The sequence below is a fragment of the Streptomyces sp. B3I8 genome (assembly GCF_030816915.1).
Classification (GTDB): Bacteria; Actinomycetota; Actinomycetes; order Streptomycetales; family Streptomycetaceae; genus Streptomyces.
Genome location: NZ_JAUSYN010000002.1, coordinates 4,717,501 through 4,738,147 on the forward strand (window position 1 = coordinate 4,717,501; position 20,647 = coordinate 4,738,147).

Annotated in this window: 22 protein-coding genes; 8 read left to right on the forward strand and 14 right to left on the reverse strand. The window is 71.0% G+C overall.

Going from position 1 to position 20,647, the window contains the following annotated elements; genetic code table 11:
* Positions 1–393 precede the first annotated feature (393 nt).
* The gene (locus QFZ64_RS23215) at positions 394–1,869 is read left to right on the forward strand and encodes a sensor histidine kinase (RefSeq protein WP_307068728.1); all 1,476 of its coding nucleotides are present in this window, start codon (positions 394–396) and stop codon (positions 1,867–1,869) included.
* A gap of 249 nt (positions 1,870–2,118) precedes the next feature.
* Here QFZ64_RS23215 and QFZ64_RS23220 read toward each other — a convergent pair whose 3' ends face one another.
* Entirely contained in the window at positions 2,119–2,376 is a 258-nt protein-coding gene (locus QFZ64_RS23220) for a WhiB family transcriptional regulator (protein WP_006142322.1), read from the reverse strand.
* Between the two features lie 316 nt (positions 2,377–2,692).
* The gene (locus QFZ64_RS23225; RefSeq protein ID WP_307068730.1) at positions 2,693–3,661 is read right to left on the reverse strand and encodes a diacylglycerol kinase family protein; all 969 of its coding nucleotides are present in this window, start codon (positions 3,659–3,661) and stop codon (positions 2,693–2,695) included.
* A 225-nt stretch (positions 3,662–3,886) separates the two neighbouring features.
* On the opposite strand from QFZ64_RS23225, the gene QFZ64_RS23230 reads away from it, so the two are divergent.
* Complete coding sequence (locus tag QFZ64_RS23230; protein ID WP_307068732.1) at positions 3,887–4,357, forward strand: hypothetical protein; 471 nt, start codon at positions 3,887–3,889, stop codon at positions 4,355–4,357.
* Between the two features lie 66 nt (positions 4,358–4,423).
* Here the strand turns inward: QFZ64_RS23230 and QFZ64_RS23235 are convergent, their stop codons facing one another.
* The 3 genes from QFZ64_RS23235 to QFZ64_RS23245 all read right to left on the reverse strand — a co-directional run bounded on the left by QFZ64_RS23235 (position 4,424) and on the right by QFZ64_RS23245 (position 6,513).
* Positions 4,424–5,551: an RNA polymerase sigma factor SigF gene (locus QFZ64_RS23235; protein WP_307068734.1), complete on the reverse strand. Its 1,128-nt coding sequence runs from the start codon at positions 5,549–5,551 to the stop codon at positions 4,424–4,426.
* Positions 5,548–5,961 (reverse strand): hypothetical protein, encoded by a 414-nt coding sequence (locus QFZ64_RS23240; RefSeq protein ID WP_006142326.1) that lies wholly within the window; start codon positions 5,959–5,961, stop codon positions 5,548–5,550. Before QFZ64_RS23240 ends, QFZ64_RS23235 begins: the two co-directional genes overlap by 4 nt.
* 291 nt (positions 5,962–6,252) lie before the next feature.
* Positions 6,253–6,513, reverse strand: coding sequence for a UBP-type zinc finger domain-containing protein (locus tag QFZ64_RS23245; RefSeq protein ID WP_006142327.1), 261 nt, complete (start codon positions 6,511–6,513; stop codon positions 6,253–6,255).
* A 62-nt stretch (positions 6,514–6,575) separates the two neighbouring features.
* Here QFZ64_RS23245 and QFZ64_RS23250 point away from each other — a divergent pair, with 62 nt between their 5' ends.
* A complete protein-coding gene (locus tag QFZ64_RS23250) occupies positions 6,576–8,171 on the forward strand; it encodes a Na+/H+ antiporter (RefSeq protein WP_307068738.1) in 1,596 nt (531 codons plus the stop codon).
* A gap of 40 nt (positions 8,172–8,211) precedes the next feature.
* Here QFZ64_RS23250 and QFZ64_RS23255 read toward each other — a convergent pair whose 3' ends face one another.
* Both QFZ64_RS23255 and QFZ64_RS23260 read right to left on the reverse strand, forming a co-directional pair.
* Positions 8,212–9,159: a 1-aminocyclopropane-1-carboxylate deaminase/D-cysteine desulfhydrase gene (locus QFZ64_RS23255; RefSeq protein WP_307068740.1), complete on the reverse strand. Its 948-nt coding sequence runs from the start codon at positions 9,157–9,159 to the stop codon at positions 8,212–8,214.
* A gap of 218 nt (positions 9,160–9,377) precedes the next feature.
* Positions 9,378–9,968 (reverse strand): N-acetylmuramoyl-L-alanine amidase, encoded by a 591-nt coding sequence (locus QFZ64_RS23260; protein ID WP_307068742.1) that lies wholly within the window; start codon positions 9,966–9,968, stop codon positions 9,378–9,380.
* A gap of 278 nt (positions 9,969–10,246) precedes the next feature.
* On the opposite strand from QFZ64_RS23260, the gene QFZ64_RS23265 reads away from it, so the two are divergent.
* The 3 genes from QFZ64_RS23265 (at position 10,247) to QFZ64_RS23275 (ending at position 13,878) form a co-directional block, all read left to right on the forward strand.
* Positions 10,247–11,653: a family 2B encapsulin nanocompartment shell protein gene (locus QFZ64_RS23265; protein ID WP_307068743.1), complete on the forward strand. Its 1,407-nt coding sequence runs from the start codon at positions 10,247–10,249 to the stop codon at positions 11,651–11,653.
* A gap of 148 nt (positions 11,654–11,801) precedes the next feature.
* A complete protein-coding gene (locus QFZ64_RS23270; protein WP_307068745.1) occupies positions 11,802–12,956 on the forward strand; it encodes a family 2 encapsulin nanocompartment cargo protein polyprenyl transferase in 1,155 nt (384 codons plus the stop codon).
* Positions 12,957–13,272: 316 nt separating this feature from the next.
* Positions 13,273–13,878: an N-acetyltransferase gene (locus QFZ64_RS23275; RefSeq protein WP_307068747.1), complete on the forward strand. Its 606-nt coding sequence runs from the start codon at positions 13,273–13,275 to the stop codon at positions 13,876–13,878.
* A gap of 96 nt (positions 13,879–13,974) precedes the next feature.
* Here the strand turns inward: QFZ64_RS23275 and QFZ64_RS23280 are convergent, their stop codons facing one another.
* From QFZ64_RS23280 to sodN, 3 genes are all read right to left on the reverse strand, one after another.
* Positions 13,975–14,394, reverse strand: coding sequence for a VOC family protein (locus tag QFZ64_RS23280; RefSeq protein ID WP_307068749.1), 420 nt, complete (start codon positions 14,392–14,394; stop codon positions 13,975–13,977).
* A 9-nt stretch (positions 14,395–14,403) separates the two neighbouring features.
* Positions 14,404–14,862, reverse strand: coding sequence for a helix-turn-helix transcriptional regulator (locus QFZ64_RS23285; RefSeq protein ID WP_373430767.1), 459 nt, complete (start codon positions 14,860–14,862; stop codon positions 14,404–14,406).
* Between the two features lie 190 nt (positions 14,863–15,052).
* Positions 15,053–15,448 carry a superoxide dismutase, Ni gene (sodN, locus tag QFZ64_RS23290; protein ID WP_030379399.1) on the reverse strand — a complete coding sequence of 132 codons (396 nt, stop codon included), beginning with the start codon at positions 15,446–15,448 and terminating at the stop codon, positions 15,053–15,055.
* 144 nt (positions 15,449–15,592) lie between these two features.
* Between sodN and sodX the strand changes: the two genes are divergently transcribed.
* On the forward strand, positions 15,593–16,024 hold the full coding sequence (gene sodX / locus QFZ64_RS23295; RefSeq protein ID WP_307068755.1) for a nickel-type superoxide dismutase maturation protease: 432 nt from the start codon (positions 15,593–15,595) through the stop codon (positions 16,022–16,024).
* Here the strand turns inward: sodX and QFZ64_RS23300 are convergent.
* Positions 15,910–16,557: a CGNR zinc finger domain-containing protein gene (locus tag QFZ64_RS23300; RefSeq protein WP_307068756.1), complete on the reverse strand. Its 648-nt coding sequence runs from the start codon at positions 16,555–16,557 to the stop codon at positions 15,910–15,912. The two genes, sodX and QFZ64_RS23300, sit on opposite strands and share 115 nt — an antisense overlap.
* 132 nt (positions 16,558–16,689) lie before the next feature.
* Here QFZ64_RS23300 and QFZ64_RS23305 point away from each other — a divergent pair, with 132 nt between their 5' ends.
* Positions 16,690–17,457 carry a trans-aconitate 2-methyltransferase gene (locus QFZ64_RS23305; RefSeq protein ID WP_307068758.1) on the forward strand — a complete coding sequence of 256 codons (768 nt, stop codon included), beginning with the start codon at positions 16,690–16,692 and terminating at the stop codon, positions 17,455–17,457.
* Between the two features lie 79 nt (positions 17,458–17,536).
* Here the strand turns inward: QFZ64_RS23305 and QFZ64_RS23310 are convergent, their stop codons facing one another.
* From QFZ64_RS23310 to QFZ64_RS23320, 3 genes are read right to left on the reverse strand one after another with little or no spacing between them, the layout of a single operon-like run.
* Positions 17,537–18,337 carry an amino acid ABC transporter ATP-binding protein gene (locus QFZ64_RS23310; RefSeq protein ID WP_307068761.1) on the reverse strand — a complete coding sequence of 267 codons (801 nt, stop codon included), beginning with the start codon at positions 18,335–18,337 and terminating at the stop codon, positions 17,537–17,539.
* Positions 18,334–19,260 carry an amino acid ABC transporter permease gene (locus QFZ64_RS23315; protein WP_307068763.1) on the reverse strand — a complete coding sequence of 309 codons (927 nt, stop codon included), beginning with the start codon at positions 19,258–19,260 and terminating at the stop codon, positions 18,334–18,336. Before QFZ64_RS23315 ends, QFZ64_RS23310 begins: the two co-directional genes overlap by 4 nt.
* A gap of 39 nt (positions 19,261–19,299) precedes the next feature.
* Positions 19,300–20,259, reverse strand: coding sequence for an ABC transporter substrate-binding protein (locus tag QFZ64_RS23320; RefSeq protein ID WP_307068765.1), 960 nt, complete (start codon positions 20,257–20,259; stop codon positions 19,300–19,302).
* Positions 20,260–20,647 lie beyond the last annotated feature (388 nt).

Sequence of the window (20,647 nt, forward strand, 5' to 3'; positions counted from 1 at the left end):
GGCTCGCGCGGACCCCGGGCGGACCTCGCGTGCACCCGACGCGGCGCGCGGGGAAAGGACAGAAGAAACATCCCTCCACGCATGGACACGCGCGCGTGCGGCCACCACAATGAACGTGGCCAGACGTGGTCTAGTCCACGCTCCCGCCCTTTTCGGGCGGACGCGCGGAGGGACCGTGAACCGGCCGGCGTGCTTCCGTCCTCCCCGCACAGGAGGGCGGACCGAGGGACCGGCGCTCTCTGCCCTGACTGCTCCGGCTCCTCACCTTCGGCCGAACGGGACCGCACACCCACGGCCGATGCTGCTCCGGGCTGCGGTGCCGGGAGGGTCGAGGGTCCCTCCCAGGCGCCGCGGCCCGCGGGTGTTCTCCGGCCCCGCGGGTACGCTCGCACCGTGCCCTCCATGAACGAACTCGTACGCCAGCACACGGCCCTCGGCGACTCCGACCTCGAGTGGCTCCATCTGCTGGTCTCGGAGTGGCAGCTGCTCTCCGACCTGTCCTTCGCCGACCTCGTCCTGTGGGTCCCCACCAGCGACGGCACCCGGTACGTCTCGGTCGCCCAGATGCGCCCCAACACCGGCCCCACCTCGTACCAGGACGACATGGTCGGCCACCTCGTCCCGCGCGGCCGCCGCCCGCTGCTCGACGCCGCCCTGGACGAGGGCCGCATCGTCCGCGAGGGCGACCCCGAGTGGCGCGAGGAGGTCCCGGTCCGCGTCGAGTCCATCCCCGTACGGCGCGAGGGACGCGTCCTCGGCGTCATCGCCCGCAACACCAACCTGCTCACCGTGCGGACCCCCAGCCGCCTGGAGCTGACCTACCTGCAGAGTGCTTCCGACCTCGCGCAGATGATCGCGGCCGGCTCCTTCCCCTTTCCCGACCAGCAGGTCGACATGGACGCCGCCCCGCGCGTCGGCGACGGCCTGGTCCGGCTGGACGCGGACGGCATCGTCCAGTACGCCTCGCCCAACGCCCTGTCGGCCTTCCACCGCATGGGCCTCGCCTCCGACCTCGTCGGCCACCACCTGGGCCGCACCACCGCCGAACTCGCCCCCAGTCGCGGCCCGGTGGACGAGGCGCTCGCCAAGGTGGCCAGCGGCTGGGCGCCGCGCGAGTTCGAGATCGAGGCGCGGGACGGGGTGATCCAGTTCCGCGCCATCCCGCTCAAGCCCAAGGGCACGCGCATCGGTTCACTGGTCCTGCTCCGGGACGTCACGGAACTGCGCCGCCGCGAGCGCGAGTTGATCACCAAGGACGCCACCATCCGGGAGATCCACCACCGGGTGAAGAACAACCTCCAGACGGTCGCCGCGCTGCTGCGCCTCCAGGCCCGCCGCATCGAGTCCGAGCGGGGCCGGGAGGCGTTGGAGGAGGCCGTCCGCCGGGTCGGCTCGATCGCCATCGTCCATGAGACGCTGTCTCAGAACCTGGACGAGCGGGTGGAGTTCGACGAGATCGCCGACCGGGTGCTCGCCATGGTCGCCGAGATCTCCCCGGGCAAGGTCACCGGCCGGCGCACCGGGCACTTCGGCATCCTGGACGCGGAGGTCGCCACCCCGCTCTCCATGGTCCTCACCGAAATCCTGCAGAACGCGCTGGAGCACGGCTTCGTCCAGGGCGATACCGGCACGGTCGAGGTCTCGGCCATCCGGGCCGGCACGTCGAAGGAGGCCCGCCTCCTGGTCACCGTGCAGGACGACGGGGTGGGCCTGCCCGAGGGATTCGACCCGCACCGCTCGGGCAACCTCGGCCTGCAGATCGTACGGACCCTGGTGGAGGGGGAGTTGGGCGGCACCTTCGACATGGTCCCGGCGTCCGCCCGCGGCACCCGCGTCATCCTGGACGTTCCGGTGCGGGCACAGAAGTAGCCCGACGGGGCGGGCGGGCGGCGAGGCCGGGGCGTCCGCCCGCCTTCCGCACCGCCGCGCACTTCAGCGAACCGGACCCCCGCACCGCATTTCCGCACCGAACGCATCGAGCCCCGGACCAGAAGGTCCGGGGCTCGAACTGCTGCTTGCTTCAAGCGCATCGGGGGTACTGCGCGCTGCGGCTCGGGGGCGGGAGATGCGTGCTCGCTGCACGCGCCGCCGGGCTCGGGCTCGTACGGGGTGGGTGTGTCAGGCGGAAGCCTGACGGGCCCGGTTGCGGGCGGCGCGGCGCTTCATGGCACGGCGCTCGTCCTCGCTGAGACCACCCCAGACGCCGGAGTCCTGGCCGGACTCGAGCGCCCACTGCAGACACTGATCCATCACGGGGCAGCGCCGGCAAACGGCCTTGGCTTCCTCGATCTGCAGCAGCGCAGGACCGGTGTTGCCGATGGGGAAGAACAGCTCGGGGTCTTCCTCGCGGCAAACGGCGTTGTGACGCCAGTCCATGGCTGCTACCTCTCCTTGGTATTACGTGCTGTTGCTTGTGAATGTGAACGCTTTCACGAATCCCCCGACAAGTGAAGGGCCGACCGTCAGCCACACTGCGGCGGTCCAGGTTTTGAGGAGGGATTCGGGCTCTTAGGGGGGCCGGTGTTGCGTGCCGTCCCGAGCGCCACGTAGAGACTCGCAAACCTAAGCGGCGGATACAACCCCTTCCGGAAAGTTTTTTTTGATTCCTTGGTGTCGACTAGGTCACAGCCGTACTTCCAAGGGGTGGACCCTGGCCTAAACGTTCGAGTGAAAGGACTTTGGCCCCTTCTGCTCACACAATCACACGCAGTGCACGGCGTACGCCTGTGAACGCCACGTCGGTACGCAGTCCGAGGTGGTCACCGTCCATCTGAAGGGGGAGCGGCACCTTCGAATGCAAGGTGAAGTCCGTCAGGTCGTGCAGTGCGACCGCGTGCTTGCCGCGGGGTCCGCGCTCGGGGGACGAAGTGAGCAACTGGGTCGCATACCGGGCAACCGAGGCCGTGGACATGCGGTTGAGGCCGAGGATGTCGAGCCCGGTATCGAACGAGGCCTTAGGTGACGCGTACACCGGGCGATTGCCGAGAAACGTCCATGGCGACGTGTTGCAGATGATCGACAGCACCAGATCCGTGACCGGCTCCTCGCCGGGCCGCTCCAGGGTGATCGCTCCGTGCCTGCGGTGGGGTTCGTCCAAAAACTGACGTATGACCTGGCGCAGATACAGCGCATGGGTCGAGCGCCTGCCCCGCTCGCGCTGTTGTTCGACCCGGCCGACCACCCCCGCGTCGAAGCCGAGCCCGGCGCAGAACGTGAACCAGCGGGAGGGCACCGCCTCGTCCTGGGTACCGGGAACTCCCGCGGCGAGTCCCAGACCGACCGTGCGTTCGCTGCCCTCGCGCAGCGCGTCCAGCAGGGCGCCGGTGGCCTCCACGGCGTCGTTGGGCAGGCCGAGGGCGCGGGCGAAGACATTGGTGGAGCCGCCCGGGACCACGGCGAGACCGGGCAGCCGGTCGGGGTCGGGACCGCGGTGGAGCAGGCCGTTGACGACCTCGTTGACCGTGCCGTCGCCGCCGAGGGCGACGATCAGGTCTATGTCCTCGCTGTCCGCGGCCTGCCGGCCGAGGTCCCGTGCGTGGCCGCGGTACTCGGTCATGACCGCCTCGAGCTTCATCTCGCTCGCCAGTGCGTGGATCAGGACGTCACGCGTACGTGCGCTTGTGGTGGTTGCCGCCGGATTGACCACGAGAAGTGCACGCATGCGATGCAGGTTACCTACCGAGTGGTACTCGGGCCCAGCCCGAGGGTCGGGGGCGGGGTCGGAGAACCGGCCGGGGACGGGCTCGCGCCGGATCGCTTCCGGGCCGCGCACGGCCCGTGCGCGGCCCGCACCACCCGCGCACGGCCCGAACGCGGCCCGCACGCCACCCGCGCACGGCTCGAACGCGGCCCGAACAGGCCGTCCGGTCAGGGCTACCCTTCAAGGGTGAGCGCTGAGCAGAAATCCGCCCCGGACACCGACCCCGCCGCCGGGGGAACAGACGGGCCCGTCGGACCGCGCCCCGCCCGGCTGGCCGCCGCCGCGGCGCTGTGCGCGCTGGAGGGGTGCGCCCTGGCCGCCGGCGGGGTGTGGATGCTCGTGGTGGGGGCGACCGGCGACTCCGGCGACCGGCAGACGGGGGTCACCGGCGGCATCACGCTGATCGTCCTCGCACTGCTGCCGCTGCTGGCGGCACGCGGACTGCTGATGCGGCGCGGCTGGAGCCGGGGCCCGGCCGTGATCACGCAGATCATGGCGCTGCCGGTGGCCTACAGCCTGCTCCAGGCCGACAGCCTGGCGATCCCCGCGGGCATCGTCCTCGCGGTGGTGGCGATCGCGGCACTGGTCCTGCTGGTCAACCCCGCGACGACGAAGGCGCTGGGCATCAAGGGCCCGGGCCGCGCCGAACCGAAGTAGGCGGACGTTTCCGTGCGCCCCTCGACGGGGCGCACCGATCCCTTCCCCTTCATCCCCCTGTCCTCTTTACTCCTCCACCAGCAGCTTCTCCCGGAGCTGGGCCAGGGTGCGGGCCAGCAGCCGGGAGACGTGCATCTGGGAGATGCCCACCTCCTGGGCGATCTGCGACTGCGTCATGTTGGCGAAGAACCGCAGCAACAGGATCCGCTTCTCGCGCGGCGGGAGGTCCTCGAGGAGCGGTTTGAGCGACTCCCGGTACTCGACGCCCTCCAGCGCCTCGTCCTCCGCGCCGAGCGTGTCGGCGACCGCCGGGGACTCGTCGTCGGTGTCGGGGACATCCAGCGACAGCGTGGAGTACGCGTTGGCGGACTCCAGGCCCTCCAGCACCTCCTCCTCGGAGATGGCCAGCTTCTCGGCCAGCTCGTGCACCGTGGGGGAGCGGCCGTGCAGCTGGGAGAGTTCCGCCGTGGCCGTGGTGAGCGCCAGGCGCAGTTCCTGCAGCCGGCGCGGCACGCGCACCGCCCAGCCCTTGTCGCGGAAGTGCCGCTTGATCTCGCCGACCACCGTGGGCGTGGCGTATGTGGAGAACTCCACGCCCCGGTCGGGATCGAACCGGTCGACCGACTTGATCAGCCCGATGGTGGCGACCTGCGTGAGGTCGTCCAGCGGCTCGCCGCGGTTGCGGAATCGGCGGGCGAGGTGCTCCACGAGCGGCAGATGCATGCGGACCAGCCGGTTGCGCAGCTCCGCGTACTCCGGGCTGCCCGCCGCCAGACCACGCAGCTCGACGAACATCGCCCGCGCGCCGCTGCGGTCCGTGGGGTCGTGCCGCGCCGGCTGCCCGTGGGGGGCGTGCTCCGTGTGCTGCGGTGTCTCGCGCACACCCTGCTCGGCGTTCCGCTCGTGCTCGCTCATCGTCTGGCCCGTCACCCTTCCCCGAGCTCCCGGTCCCGATGGAACAGGGAAGACCCCGACCGAGGCTTGGGCGGGCGCGCCGCGCATGACATCCTCCTGCCCCCGCTGGCCGCCGGCCGGAAGACCGGCCGAGGGCGACTCGTCCTCCGGGTGCGGCCGGGCCTGCTCGGGGATGCCGTCGATGCCCTCCGCCGTCCGCGACGGCCCGCCGTCACCGACAGCGGGCGGTTTCCGTGTGCCGCGCTCTTCGTCCCGCACCGGTCCGTCCTCGTTCGTCACGCCGGCCCGGGTCCCGCGCCGCGCTGTTTGTAGAGGCTGATCGACACGACCTTGTCGTCCGAGACGGCCGAGGAGACCTTGCCCGCGAGCGCCGACAGCACGGTCCAGGCGAACGTGTCGCGCGACGGGGCGTGGCCGTCGGTGGTCGGGGCCGACACCGTGACCTCGAGAGAGTCGTCGACCAGGCGGAAGACGCAGCTGAGCACCGAGCCGGGCACGGCCTGCTGGAGCAGGATCGCGCAGGCCTCGTCGACTGCGATGCGCAGGTCCTCGATCTCGTCGAGGGTGAAGTCCAACCGGGCCGCGAGACCGGCGGTGGCCGTGCGCAGCACCGACAGGTAGGCCCCGGCAGCCGGCAGCCGGACTTCCACGAAGTCCTGGGTCGCGGGATCGCCTGCGATCTGGGACACCCTCACCTCCAAGGTGGTACAAGCATTCTGGGGGCCGAGGGTCGCCCCTCGGGTGGCGCACCACTGGTGCAGCGGTGACGCTACCGCGCTCGGCGTTCGTTGTCCCCGGGACCCCAGCCCCTTGCTGTCACTCATAGTAAACACGCGAACACGCACAGTGGCTAGGGGGTGGGCGGGCTCAATTGGGAAGAGCGCGCGCCGGATTGACGTACCCAGACGTCAGACCACCGAACCGTCCGGCTCAGGGTCGCACACCCGGCGTCCGGAGCGGACCGTTCGGACGAGCACCGCTCAGACGAGCACGTGATCGACGAAGCACCAGCGCCAGTCCTCCCCGGGTTCGAACGTCCGCATCACGGGGTGGCCGCTCTCCTTGTAGTGCGCGGTGGCGTGCCGGTTGGGGGAGGAGTCGCAACAGGCCACGTGGCCGCACCCCAGGCACATCCGCAACTGCACCGGGTGGGTGCCCTCCGCCAGACACTCCTGGCACGTCTCGTGCGACGGTGCGGGTTCGGGGTGCGGCAGCGCGTCGGTATGCGTGCACTGTTTCATGATTGCCAGGTTACGACGGGCCCGCGGGGGACCGCGCGCAAAAAGAGGGCGGGCGCAGGACGATGCATGTACTTCCACTGCTGATGCTGGTCGCGGGCAGTGCCGCGGTCGCCGGGGTCGCCAGGCGCACCCCCGTCCCCGCGCCGCTGCTGCTGGTCGCGGCGGGTCTGGCGGTCTCCTACGTCCCCGGGGTGCCCGGGTACGAACTCGACCCGGAGATCGTCCTGCCGCTGCTGCTGCCGCCCCTGCTCTACACGGCGGCCTCCGACAGCTCCTACCTCGACCTGCGGGCCCAACGCCGGCCGATCATGCTCCTGTCGGTCGGCTACGTGCTCTTCGCGACCCTGGCCGTCGGCTGGGTGGCCTACCTGCTCGTCCCGGGGCTGCCGCTGCCGGCCGCCCTGGTGCTGGGCGCGGTGGTGGCGCCCCCGGACGCGGTCGCGGCCACCGCGGTGGCCCGCAGGCTTGGACTGCCCTCCCGGCTGACGACGATCCTTCAGGGCGAGTCCCTGGTGAACGACGCCACCGCGATCACCGCCTACAAGGTCGCGCTGGCCGCCGCCGTCGGCGCGGGCGCCACCTGGGCCGACGGCCTGGAGGAGTTCCTGCTGGCCTCGGTCGGCGGGGTCGTCGTCGGACTGCTGCTGATGGTGCCCCTGCACTGGCTGCGCACCCGCCTCACGGAGGCGCTGCTGCAGAACACGCTCTCCCTGCTCATCCCGTTCGTCGCCTACGGCGTCGCCGAACAGCTCCACGCCTCCGGGGTGCTCGCCGTGGTCGTCGTCGCCCTCTATCTGGGCCACCACAACTGGGAGGTCGACTTCGCCACCCGGCTCCAGGAGGAGGCGGTGTGGAAGATGGTGGCGTTCCTGCTGGAGTCGGCGGTGTTCGCGCTCATCGGACTGCAGCTTCCGGTCGTCCTCAGGGGCCTCGGCGAGAACGAGGGCACCCGCGCGGCGGTCTACGCGGTCGTCCTCTTCCTCGTGGTCGTCGCGGTCCGCTTCCTCTGGGTGTTCCCCAGCACCTTCCTGCCCCGGATCCTCTCCGCCCGCGTGCGGCGCAACGAGGAGAACCCCACCTGGAAGAGTCCGCTCATCATCGGCTGGGCCGGCATGCGGGGCGTGGTGTCGCTCGCCGTCGCCTTCTCCGTGCCGCTCACCGTGCACGGCGGCGCCCCTTTCCCCGAACGGAACCTGATCCTGTTCCTGACGTTCACCACGGTGATCTGCACCCTCGTGGTGCAGGGCCTGACCCTGCCCCCGCTGATCCGCCGGCTCAGGCTGCCCAGGCCCGACCCGCAGAGCGTGACGCTGGCCGAGGCCAACGCCCAGGCGCAGGCCTCCCGCGTCGCCGAACAGCGTCTGCGGGACCTCCTCGCCGACGAGCGCAACACCCTGCCGCCGCCCCTCGCCGATCGGCTCCGCGAGGTCCTGGAGCGGCGCCGCAACGCCGTCTGGGAGCGCCTCGGCTCGGTCAACCCGGTCACTGGGGAGAGCGTCGACGACACCTACCGCCGACTGTCCCGGGAGATGATCGGCGCCGAACGCGAGATGTTCGTACGTCTGCGCGACGGCCGCTACATCGACGACGAGATGCTCCGTACCCTGCTGCGCCGCCTCGATCTGGAGGAGGCGGCCGCCTTCCGGGAGACCACGTGAGCCGTGTTCCTCCCCGACCGGCCGCCGACCGCCGGCCGGTTCAGGGGAACGGGCGGCCGGTGATCACCGCCGCGAGGGTCGTGCCGAGCGGGAAGGCGCCCCGTTCCGTCAGCGTGAGGAGCGCGGACAGCATTTTGGCCACATACAGCCGTTCGACGGGCAGCCCGTGCCGTTCCTCGAAGTCCTGTGCGAACGCCTCCAGCATGGGCGTCGTACGGCCGTAGCCACCGCAGTGGAAGCCGTCCTCCAGCCACCAGTCGCCGCGCCGACCGCCGAACGCCCGCTCCTGGAGGGCGGCCGTCTCGCCGGTCAGGAAACCGCCCTTGAGCACCGGTATCCCGAGAGCGCGCTGTCCCGGGCCCAGCCCGGCCGCCAGCCCGGCGAGCGTGCCTCCGGTGCCGCAGGGCACCGCGACGACGTCCGCACGGCCGCGCAGTTCCTCGCCGAGGGCCCGGCAGCCGCGCACGGCACGGGCGTTGCTGCCGCCCTCGGGCACCACGTAGGCGTCCTCGGCGCCCGCCGTCCGCAGCAGCGCGGCCAGCGTCCCCGGCTCGGACTTGCGGCGGTACGCCGCCCGGTCGGTGAAGTGCAGCCGCATCCCGTCGGCCGCGCAGCGCGCCAGGGAGGCGTTGAGGGGCCGCTCGGCCAGCTCCTGCCCGCGCACCACCCCGACGGTCTCCAGCCCCAGCAGCCGGCCCGCGGCGGCGGTGGCGCGCAGATGGTTGGAGTAGGCGCCCCCGAAGGTGACCACGGGCCGTCCGGCCGCCGCGGCGAGATTGGGCACGAGCTTGCGCCACTTGTTGCCGACCAGCCGCGGATGGATCAGGTCGTCCCGCTTCAGCACGAGCCGCACGCCGTACTGGCCGAACCGCTCGTCCACCACGTCCTGGAGGGGCGAGGGCAGCCGGGGGCGCGGGGCGATGCCGCCGAGGGAGCCGGGCACGCCGGCCGCGCCGGGCGTCTCACGGGTCGCGAGCGTCTCGGGCATCTCACAGGTCCCGGGAGTCTTGGCCATCTCACGGGTCCCGGGTGTTTCGCGCGTCCTGGGCGTCTCGGGAACGTCGGAGCCGGTCATTCGAACATTGTCCGTGCGCATCCTGAGAACCGTCCACGCGCCGCCCACGCGCGTTCGCCCCCGGTGCGGGACCGAGGGGCCGGCCGGCGCACGGACGGGCCGGGTGAGCGCGGCGGAGCGGCCGGGCGGGGTCACTTCAGCCGGTCCCGGATGCGCGCGCGCATCGATGCCATGGTGAACCCCCGCGGGTCCACCTTCCCCGGCTGCCACTCCAGGTGCCCGATCACGGACCTCTCCGTCCACCCGTGCTGCCGGCACACCGCCGCCGACACCCGCTCTATGGCCTCCAACTGCGCCTTGGGCCACGGGTCCTCACCGTCGCCCAGGTTCTCGCACTCGAACCCGTAGAAGTGCCGGTTGCCGTCCGTGTTCGCCTCGTTGTCGTGCGGCAGCGCCTTCTCCGCGACGACCGCGCGGAGCACGTCGTCGTCCCCGAGCCCCGCGTGGTTGGCGCGGCCGTAGCCGACGAGGTGGACCACGCCGTCCTTGGTGATCACCCCGTGGCACAGCGGTCCCGGCAGGTCCGCGTAGCCCTTGCGGCACAGTTCCACCGTGGCGGCGGCGCCCGAGGTGACCGTGTGGTGGATCATCACGCCGTTCACCGGCCCCCACGGGCCCTTGTGGTTGCGGTTGTGGTGCTTCCAGTCGCCGACCTCGACGACGGTGACGCCCTCGTCCCTGAGCGCGTGCAGGAACGCGGTCGCGGACATGGGTGACGCCATGCCGCCTCCTCGTGTGCTGGGGGCGGCCGCCTTTCGTGCCGCCCGGCACGGACCTTTTACCGAGGAGGACGGTCCTCAATCGCCGTTCGGGCGGCGTCCGACGGATTTCGGCCAGCGACTTCGGCCAGTGACCCGAATGCCCCGGCGCGGCAGTGGCACCCCGCCCTGCCCACACCCGCAATGATCCATTCCCCCTCTTTCGTGTAATAGCACCGCGACCGTCCGTGATGGAAGGCTTGTCCCCGCAGTTCAGTGCATGATCGGGAGGGCGAAAGTACATGTCGGTAGGCGAAGAGGTCCGCGCGGAGCAGACCCGTCCGCAGCAGAGCCTCGGCACATCCGCCGCGCGAAACCTGGCCACGACCACCAAGTCCGTGCCCCAGATGCAGGAGATCAGCTCGCGCTGGCTGCTGCGGATGCTGCCGTGGGTGGATCTCCAGGGCGGCACGTACCGGGTGAACCGCCGCCTCAGCTACGCGGTCGGTGACGGCCGTGTCACCTTCGTGAAGACCGGGGACCAGGTCAGTGTCATCCCCGCGGAGCTCGGCGAACTGCCGGCCCTGCGGTCGTACGACGACGAGGAGGTACTCGGCGAACTCGCCCGGCGCTGCAGGCAGCGCGAGATCGAGGCGGGCCAGATCATCGCCTCCTTCGGCAGCCAGGTCGACGAGGTGTTCCTCATCGCCCACGGCAAGGTCGAGAAGATCGGCAGCGGTCCCTACGGGGGCGACGTGGTCCTCGGAGTCCTCGCCGACGGCGCCTACTTCGGCGACCAGACGCTTTTGGACCCCGAGGCCATCTGGGAGTACACGGCCCGCGCGGCCACCGCGTGCACCGTGCTCACCCTTCCGCGCCGGGACGTGGAGCAGCTCGCGGAGCGCGCCGACTCGCTGCGCCGGCACCTGGACAGCCGCCGGTCGATCCCGGCGCAGCGCACCAACAAGTACGGCGAGAAGGAGGTGGCCCTCGCCGCGGGCCACACCGGCGAGGCGGACATCCCGCACACGTTCGTCGACTACGAGGCCGCCCCGCGCGAGTACGAACTCAGCATCGCGCAGACGGTGCTGCGCATCCACACGCGTGTGGCCGACCTGTACAACCAGCCCATGAACCAGACCGAGCAGCAGCTCCGGCTCACGGTCGAGGCGCTGAAGGAGCGCCAGGAACACGAGCTGGTCAACAACCGGGACTTCGGGCTGCTGCACAACTGCGAGTACGACCAGCGGCTCCAGCCGCACGACGGCGTGCCGGGCCCGGACGACATGGACGAACTCCTCAGCCGCCGCCGCGGATCCAAGCTGTTCCTCGCCCACCCCAAGGCCATCGCCGCCTTCGGCCGCGAGTGCAACAAGCGCGGACTCGTCCCGGAGAGCATCGACGTCGCGGGCAATCGCATCCCCACCTGGCGGGGGGTGCCCATCTTCCCGTGCAACAAGATCCCGGTCAGCGACACCCGGACCACGTCGATCATCTGCATGCGTACGGGGGAGGAGGAACAGGGCGTCATCGGGCTGCGGCAGTCCGGCATCCCGGACGAGATCGAGCCCAGCCTGTCGGTGCGCTTCATGGGCATCAACGAACAGGCCATCATCAAGTACCTGGTGACGGCCTACTACTCGGCGGCCGTCATGGTGCCGGACGCGCTCGGCATCCTGGAGAACGTCGAGATCGGCCGGTGGGGGTGATCTCCGCACACCGGTACGCCGTGTCCCCGCCCGGCAGGGCGGGTACACCCCGGAGGTACGCGCCCGGCACCACCCCGGGCGTCACCGTCCGTCGGGCCGTCCGGGGGGAGACCCCATGGGCGGGCCGGCTCCGGCGAGGGGGAGCCTCATGGGCGAGTTCATGACGGACACCGCACGGGACCCGTCGGAGCCGGCGGACCGGCCGGCCCCGGCGACTTCGGTGGAGGCCACCGGCCGCAGCACGACGGCACCCCGGGCGAGACCGGCCGCCGGCCCGGGCCCGGCCGACGGCCAGGAGGCCGCGGCCGTCCTGGACCGGACCCGGGCCGTGGTCGACCCGGAACTGCGACGGGCGGTGGACTCGCTGCCGGAGTCCATGCGCCGGATCGGGCTCTACCACTTCGGCTGGCAGCACGCGGACGGCAGCCCGGCCGCTGGCAACGCGGGCAAGGCCATACGGCCCGCGCTGGTGCTGACCGCGGCCGCCGCGCTCGGTGGCCACCGCCAGGCGGCGGTCCGTGCCGCCGCCGCCGTGGAGCTGGTGCACAACTTCACCCTGCTCCACGACGACGTGATGGACCGGGACACCACCCGCCGTCACCGCCCCACCGCCTGGACGGTGTTCGGTGACTGTGACGCGATCCTCGCCGGGGACACGCTGCAGGCGCTCGCCCATCGGCTGCTCGCGGAGGACCCGCACCCGGCGTCCGCCGCGTCCGCCGCCCGGCTCGCCTCCTGTGTCGTCGAACTGTGCGCCGGCCAGCACGCCGACACGGCACTGGAGGAACGCCGCCCCGAGGACGTCACCCTCGACGAGGTGCTCGCCATGGCCGAGGCCAAGACGGGGGCACTGCTGGGCTGCGCCTGCGCCATGGGCGCGCTGTACGCGGGGGCGCCGCACGACGAGGTGGAGGCACTCGACGCCTTCGGGCGGCAGGCCGGGCTGGCCTTCCAGCTCATCGACGACGTCATCGGCATCTGGGGAGACCCGGGCCGCACCGGCAAGCCGGCCGGGGCGGACCTGATCGCCCGCAAGAAGTCGCTGCCGGTCGTCGCGGCCCTCGGCTCCGGCACCCCGGCGGCGGCCGAACTCGCCGAGCTGTACGCGGCCCCGTTCCGGGAGGGGGACCTGGAGCGAACGGTGCTGGCCGTCGAGCGCGCGGGCGGCCGTGACTGGGCACAGGCCCAGGCCGCCGACCGCATGGCCCGGGCCGTGGACGAACTGTCCCGCGCGGTCCCGGACCCGGAGTCGGCGGGCGGCCTCCTGGCCCTGGCCGAGTTCGTGACCCGCCGCAGCGCCTGACGGGGCCGGTGCCGCACAAGGAACGGACGGCCCGAGGGGCCCGAGGGGAAGGGGCGGCCGAGGGGAAGGGACGGCCGAGGGGAAGGGACGGCCGAGGGGAAGGGACGGCCGAGAAGGGAGAACGTGCCGGGGGAGGAACGGGGAAGTGGGGGATACAAGGGGGGAGTGAAGAGGCCCCGCGGGCGCACGGTCCTGACCCCGTGTGCCCGCGGACTGCCCCGCCGGTCCGGGACCGACCGCTTTGGGTCGGCACTCGGTGCCGCTAAGGTCAACGCCCGTACGCACAACGGTTGTTGACGGCGGAGGGGCGGAGTACATGGGCGTGGCGATCCGCAGGGCGGACCAGGACGACCGCGAGCTGGTCGTCCGGGTGCTGGACGAGGCGTTCCAGGACGATCCGGTCAGTGGCTGGGTCTTCCCCGGAAAGGAACACCGCCGTGCCACCCACCACCGGCTGATGGCCGCCTTCGTCGACACCGTGCTCACCGAGGGCCGCATCGACCTTGTCGAGGACGGCACGGCGTGCGCGCTGTGGCTGCCGATGCCGGCGGTCGAGCCCGCCGACGCCGTCGACGCGGCGGGGGAGGAAGCGGTGCGGCTGCGTGAGGAGGTCGACCCGGACAACGGGCGCGTCGAGCTGATCGCCCGGCTGATGGCCGAGGCGCATCCAGCCGACCGTGCGCACGAGTACCTGTGGATGATCGGCGTGGCACCCGGGCACCAGGGCCGGGGCCTGGGCACCGCGCTGATCCGGCCCGCCCTGGACCGCTGCGACCGCGAGGGGCTGCCCGCCTATCTGGAGGCGAGCAGCCCGCGCAGCATCGCGCTGTACGAGCGGCTGGGGTTCGCCGCCACCGACCGCACCCTCGACCTCCCGGACGGCCCGCGCATGTGGCCGATGTGGCGCGAGCCGCGCGGCTGATCCGTACCCGTACCCGTACCCGTACCCGTACCCGTCCACGGCCGGTCCCGGGACGGGGGGCCGATGAGGCCGGGGGGCGACGAGGGCGGGCCGGTATCAGCCCCCGTTGCGGGGCTGGTTGAAGCGCAGCATGTTGCCGGCCGGATCGCGGAAGGCGCAGTCCCGGACGCCGTACGGCTGGTCCATGGGCTCCTGCAGCACCTCGGCGCCGGAGGCCCGCACGCGGGCGAAGAGGGCGTCGCAGTCGTCGGTGGAGAAGATGACGCCGCGCAGCAGCCCCTTGGCGAGCAGTTCGGCCATGGCCTGCCGGTCGGCGGGGGAGGCGTCCGGGTTGGCGGCCGGCGGTTCGAGCACGATCTCCACCCCGGGCTGTGCGGGCGAGCCGACGGTCACCCAGCGCATGCCCTCGAACCCGACGTCGTTGCGGACCTCCAGGCCGAGGACGTCGCGGTAGAAGGCGAGTGCCTTGTCGTGGTCGTCGACGGCGATGAAGCACTGCGAGAGTCTGACATCCATGCGCTCACGCTAAGCGCTGCGATCCGTCCGCGGCGGGTGACCGTCGCCGTGCCCGGCCTGCGGATCGCGCGGGCCGTCGCAGCCGGCGGCCCCGGACGGCTCCGTGAAACGGGGCGGTGCGCCGGTGCGCGCGGGGCGGGTCAGGTTCTTGGCGACGCACGGCGGGATGGGCGCGCTCTCGGTGTGCCGGCGGGCCCGATACGCGCTCGGCGTCTCCCCGACGAGTTCGGTGAACCGGGAGCTGAACGACCCGAGCGAGGTGCAGCCGACCGCGAGGCACACCTCTGTCACCGTCAGATCCCCGCGGCGCAGCAGGGCCTTGGCGCGTTCGATGCGGCGGGTCATGAGGTGGCCGTAGGGGGTCTCCCCGTAGGCGGCGCGGAACCGGCGCTGGAAGTGACCGGCGGACATCAGCGCCGTCCGGGCGAGCTCCGCCATGTCCAGCGGCTCGGCGTACTCCCGGTCCATCCGGTCCCGGGCACGCCGCAACCGCCTCAGCTCGTCGAGGTCCACGCGGCCAGCATCGCACGCCTCCGGCCCGCCGGGGAGGCGGCGACCGCCGCACCGGTGCCCTCCGCGCGAAAAACCGCACCCGCCCCCTCGGGCGCCGGATGCGGCGGGTGTGGGGGCGGGTGCGGTCAGGTCCGGCCGTGAGAGGTCAGGCCTTCTTGGTCTCCCAGAAGATCTTGTCGATCTGGGCGATGTAGTCCAGCGCCTTCTGGCCCGTCGCCGGGTCCGTGGACGCCTTGGCGGCCGAAAGAGCCTTCAGGGTGTCGTTGACCAGCTGGTGCAGCTCCGGGTACTTCTCGAAGTGCGGAGCCTTGAAGTAGTCGCTCCACAGCACCGAGACGTGGTGCTTGGCCAGCTCGGCGCGCTGCTCCTTGATGATGGTGGCGCGCGTCTGGTAGTGCGGGTCGTCGTTGCCGGCCATCTTCTCCTGCACGGCCTTGACCGACTCCGCCTCGATCCGGGCCTGGGCAGGGTCGTACACACCGCACGGAAGGTCGCAGTGGGCGCTGACCGTGACCTTGGGGGCAAACAGGCGGGAGAGCATTGAGCTGTCCTTCCTCGTGATCGTCTTCTCTCGTGGGAGATTACTCCGTGGGGGACCGGTTTTCGCGAGTGCCCCCATGGGCTTACGACAAAAGTCCGGGGCCAGACTGGGACTGGTGGACCATAGACCGGGGAGGTGGCCGTGATGCCGGAACTGTCGCAGGAGACCGAGCGCACCAGAGCCGTACTGCCGTTCGGGGCGGCCGAGGTGTCGGGGCCGTCGATGGTGCCCACGCTGCACCACGGTGACCGGCTCGTCGTCCAGTACGGGGCGCGGGTCCGCCCCGGGGACGTCGTGGTCCTGCGGCATCCGTTCCAGCAGGACCTGCTGGTCGTCAAGCGTGCCGTCGAGCGGCGCGAGGGCGGCTGGTGGGTGCTCGGTGACAACCCCTACGCCGGTGGGGACAGCACCGACTACGGGGTCGTGCCGCAGGAGCTCGTGCTGGCCAGGGTGTGGCTGCGCTACCGCCCGCTGCCCGCGGGGCGCTCGCCGCTGGCGCTGGTGCGCTGGGCGTTCACGGCGGTGCGGCCGGTGTCGGCCGACCGGTCGGCCTCCTCGCGCTTGCGGGCCCGGTAGGCGGCCACGTTCGCCCGGGTGGCGCAGCGGTCGGAGCAGTAGCGCCGGGATCGGTTGGTCGAGGTGTCCAGGTAGGCGTTGCGGCACGGGGCGGCCTGGCACAGGCCGAGGCGTTCCACGCCGTACTCGGTGAGGTGGAACGCCAGCCCCATCGCGGCGATCGCCGCGTAGCCGGCGGTCGCGTTCGACGGATGGTCGGCCAGGTGCATGTGCCACAGCGGGCGGCCGTCGTCGTCGCGGTGGTCGTGCCCGGAGATCTGCGGGCTGACCGGGAACTCCAGCAGCAGGGAGTTGAGCAGGTCGACGGCGAGTGTCTCGTCCCCGTCGTTCGCCGCTTCGAACACCCCGCGCAGCCTGCCGCGGACCGAGCGGAACCGCGTGACGTCGGCGTCGGTGGTGCGTCGGGCCGCCGACTGGTTGGCCCCGAACAGGGCGCGCACGGCCTCCACCGAGGTGAGCGAGTCCTTGCCCCGGGTCGGCTCCTCGCTGTTGACGAGCCGGACGGCATAGTCCGAGTAATAGGCCAGTTCCACTTGTAGTCCTTACGGGCGCACTCTATGGTCGTGCGTACGGTTGGGTAATAGCCGATCGTGCTCCCAGGGTATTACTCGCAGGCCCCGGGCGGTGCGCGATGCGGCAGGATCGGACGGAGGGCACGAAGGATCATGACGACGCTCGACACGGCCGCGGCGACCGGCTGGAACGCATGGCAGGAGAGCTGGGACCGGCAGCAGGAGTGGTACATGCCGGACCGGGAGGACCGCTTCCGGATCATGCTGGACATGGTGGAGGCGTTGGTCGGTACCGCGCCCCGGGTCCTCGACCTGGCCTGCGGCACCGGCACCATCACCGCCCGGCTGCTCACCCGCTTCCCCGACGCCACCAGCACCGGTGTCGACCTCGACCCCGCGCTGCTCACCATCGCCCGCGGCACCTTCGAGGGCGACGGGCGGGTGACGTTCGTCGAGGCCGACCTCAAGGACCCCGACTGGACCGGCCTGCTGCCGCACGACTCCTACGACGCCGTCCTGACCGCCACCGCCCTGCACTGGCTGCACAAGGACCCCCTCGCGAAACTCTACGGACGCCTCGCGGGGCTGGTCCGTGACGGCGGCGTCTTCATGAACGCCGACCACATGATCGACGAGACCACGCCCCGTATCAACGCGGCCGAGCGCGACCGGCGCCACGCCCTCATGGACGAGGCCAGGCGGGCCGGCGCCGTCGACTGGGCCGACTGGTGGCGGCGGGCCGCCGAGGACCCGGCGCTCGCCGGACCCACCGCCCGCCGCTTCGAGATCTACGGCGAGCACGCCGACGGCGACGTGCCCTCCGCCCGGTGGCACGCCCGCGTCCTGCGCGAGAAGGGGTTCGCCGAGGCACGCCCGGTGTGGTGCTCCCCTTCGGACACGCTGCTGCTCGCCCTCAAATAGGGGCCCGCGGCACACACGGCGGGGGGCGGTACGGATGCCCCGTACCGCCCCCCGCCGTGTGTGTCCCACTGTCCGCGGGTCAGAGCACCTTGGACAGGAACGACTTCGTGCGCTCGTGCTGCGGGTCGGTCAGGACCTCGCGCGGATGGCCGGCCTCGACGACCACACCGTCGTCCATGAACACCAGCGAGTCGCCGACCTCGCGGGCGAAGCCCATCTCGTGGGTGACGACGATCATCGTCATGCCGTCCTCCGCGAGGTCCCGCATCACGTCGAGCACCTCGCCGACCAGCTCCGGGTCGAGCGCCGAGGTCGGCTCGTCGAACAGCATCAGCTTCGGCTCCATCGCCAGCGCGCGGGCGATGGCGACACGCTGCTGCTGACCGCCGGAGAGCTGGGCCGGGTAGTGGCCGGTACGGTCCCCGAGGCCGACGCGGTCCAGCAGTCGCTGGGCGCGCTCGCGGGCCACCGCCCGGGTCTCGCGCTTGACCTGGACCGGCGCCTCCATGACGTTCTCCAGCGCCGTCATGTGCGGGAAGAGGTTGAAGCGCTGGAACACCATGCCGATGTCCCGCCGCTGCGCCGCGACCTCCGACTCCTTCAGCTCGTAGAGCTTGTCGCCCTTCTGCCGGTAGCCGACCAGGCTGCCGTCGACGTAGAGCCGGCCGGCGCTGATCTTCTCCAGGTGGTTGATGCACCGCAGGAAGGTGGACTTGCCGGAACCGGACGGGCCGATCAGGCAGAACACCTCGCGCGGGTTCACCTCCAGGTCGATGCCCTTGAGGATGTGCGCGAGCCCGAAGGACTTGTGCACCCCCTCGGCCCGGACCATCGGACCGCCGCTGCCGCTCGTGGCGACGTCCTTGCTCAGACCGGTCATCGGGACACCTCCGGGCGGCGGAACGAACCGAACAGGGCCAGGTTCTTCCGCAGCCGCTGCAGCGGGGTCGGCGGCAGGTTGCGGGACGAGCCGCGGGCGTAACGCCGCTCCAGGTAGTACTGGCCGACGCTGAAGACGCTGGTGAGGATCAGGTACCAGATCGAGGCGACGAAGTAGAGCTCCACCACCGCCAGCGAGGTGCTGGAGATGTCCGTGGAGCGCTTGATCAGTTCGTTGAACTGCACCGCGTACGCCAGCGACGAGGTCTTCAGCATGTTGATGAACTCGTTGCCGGTCGGCGGCACGATCACCCGCATCGCCTGCGGCAGCACCACGCGCCGCAGCGTCTTGGCCTGCGTCATGCCCAGCGCGTGCGAGGCCTCCGTCTGGCCCAGGTCGACCGACTGGATGCCGGCCCGGACGATCTCCGACATGTACGCGGCCTCGTTGAGGCCCAGACCCAGCAGCGCCGCCAGGAACGGCGTCATCACCTGGTTCATCTCGTCCTTGTAGAACCCCAGGTTCAGGATGGGGAAGATGAGCGAGATGTTGTACCAGAGGAGCAGCTGGACCAGCACCGGAGTGCCGCGGAAGAACCAGATGTAGAACCACGACACCGTGCTGGTGACCGGGTTCGACGACATCCGCATCACGGCGAGGATCACGCCGAGGACCAGGCCGAGGAGCATGGCCAGGACCGAGATGTAGAGCGTGTGCCAGACGCCGGACAGGATGGTGCCGTCGGTCAGGTAGTCCGGGATGACGTTGTAGTGGATCTTCGCGTTGGAGAAGGCGATCCCGATCAGCACCAGGACCGCGACGACCGCGGCGCCGGCCACCCAGCGGCCGTAGTGACGTACGGGGATGGCTTTGATCTGTTCCGGTGGCACCGGTGCCGGAACCTTGTCGACTGTGTCGGTCACGGTGACTGCCCTTCGCTCTCGTCGTATCCCCGCCGAGGCTCAGGAGCCACCGTTGATCCTGGCCTCGGTGACGCCGCCGTCCGTGACGTTCCACTTCTCGAGGATCTGCTTGTACTCGCCGTTCTTGATGATGGCGTTCAGGGCCGCCTGGAGCGCGTCCCGCAGCTGGGTGTCCTTCTTGCCGACGCCGATGCCGTAGGGGCCGGCCTCGATCTGCTCGCCGATGACCTCGAAGTCCTTGCCGCCGCCGGAGGTCTTCGCGTTGTAGGCCGCCACCGGGAAGTCGTTGAGGTCCGCGACGGACGCGCCCTGCTTCAGACGGAGCAGCGCCTCGGGGTCGGTGTCGAAGGTCTGCAGCTTGATCGCCTTGCCGCCGTCCTTGGCGCACTTCTTGTTCTGCGCCTTGGCCACGCCCTCCGAGGTGGTGCCGCGCTGCAGGGCGACGACCTTGCCGCACAGGTCGTCCAGGGACTTGATGCCCTTGGGGTTGCCCTTCTGGACGAGGATCGAGGTGCCGGCGGTGAAGTAGTCGACGAAGTCGACGCCGTCGCCGGCCTTCTTGCCGCTGTCCGAGTCGATGCCGTTCTGCCGGTCCTTGGTGTCGTTCATCGCCGACATGATCACCTGGGTGCGGCCGGCCTGCAGACCCACGACGAGCTGGTCGAACTTGCCGTTCTGGAACTGGAACTTCACGCCCAGCTGCTTGCCGAGGGCCTCGGCGATGTCCGGGTCGATGCCGGTGGCCTTGCCGTCCTTCATGAACTCGACCGGCGGGTAGGCGATGTCCGAGCCGACCTTGATGACACCCGCCTTGCGTATGTCGGAGGGCAGCTTGTCGGCGAGCGGGGCGGAGGACGAGGAGGACGACGAGCTGTCGCTGTCCTTGTCGGTCTGGTCGCCGCAGCCGGCAAGCAACAGGGTGCCCGCGACCGCGACGGCGCAGACCGCGGCTGTCCGGGAGCGCGCGGCGGTCGTACGACGGGTGATGCCTGCGGTCATGGTGGGTTCCTCCGGCGGGGTGGGTGGAGCTGCCGATGGGTCGACGAGAACACACACCATCGGGTGTCGCGACCTCGTATGTTGACGGCATCTTGCCATTCGGACTTCACCAGACAGATGCCTCGCCATGTCAAAATCGGATAACGGGTGACCCTGGAACCGTGCGGGCCCGGACGCCACGGCCGGACCATCTGCGGTATTCCTCCCCTCCGGCCGCAGGATTTTCTGGCCATCTCACGATGTGGCTGCGCGTTATCTCGCTTATACGCCGCTTCGGCTCTTTACCAGCGCTTTGGTGGAACTTGTCCTGTCATGGGGGATTGATTCCGTCACCGGCATGTGATGTTTGCTTGCATGTGATCTTGGCTGTACGGGCTCGTCCGGACTC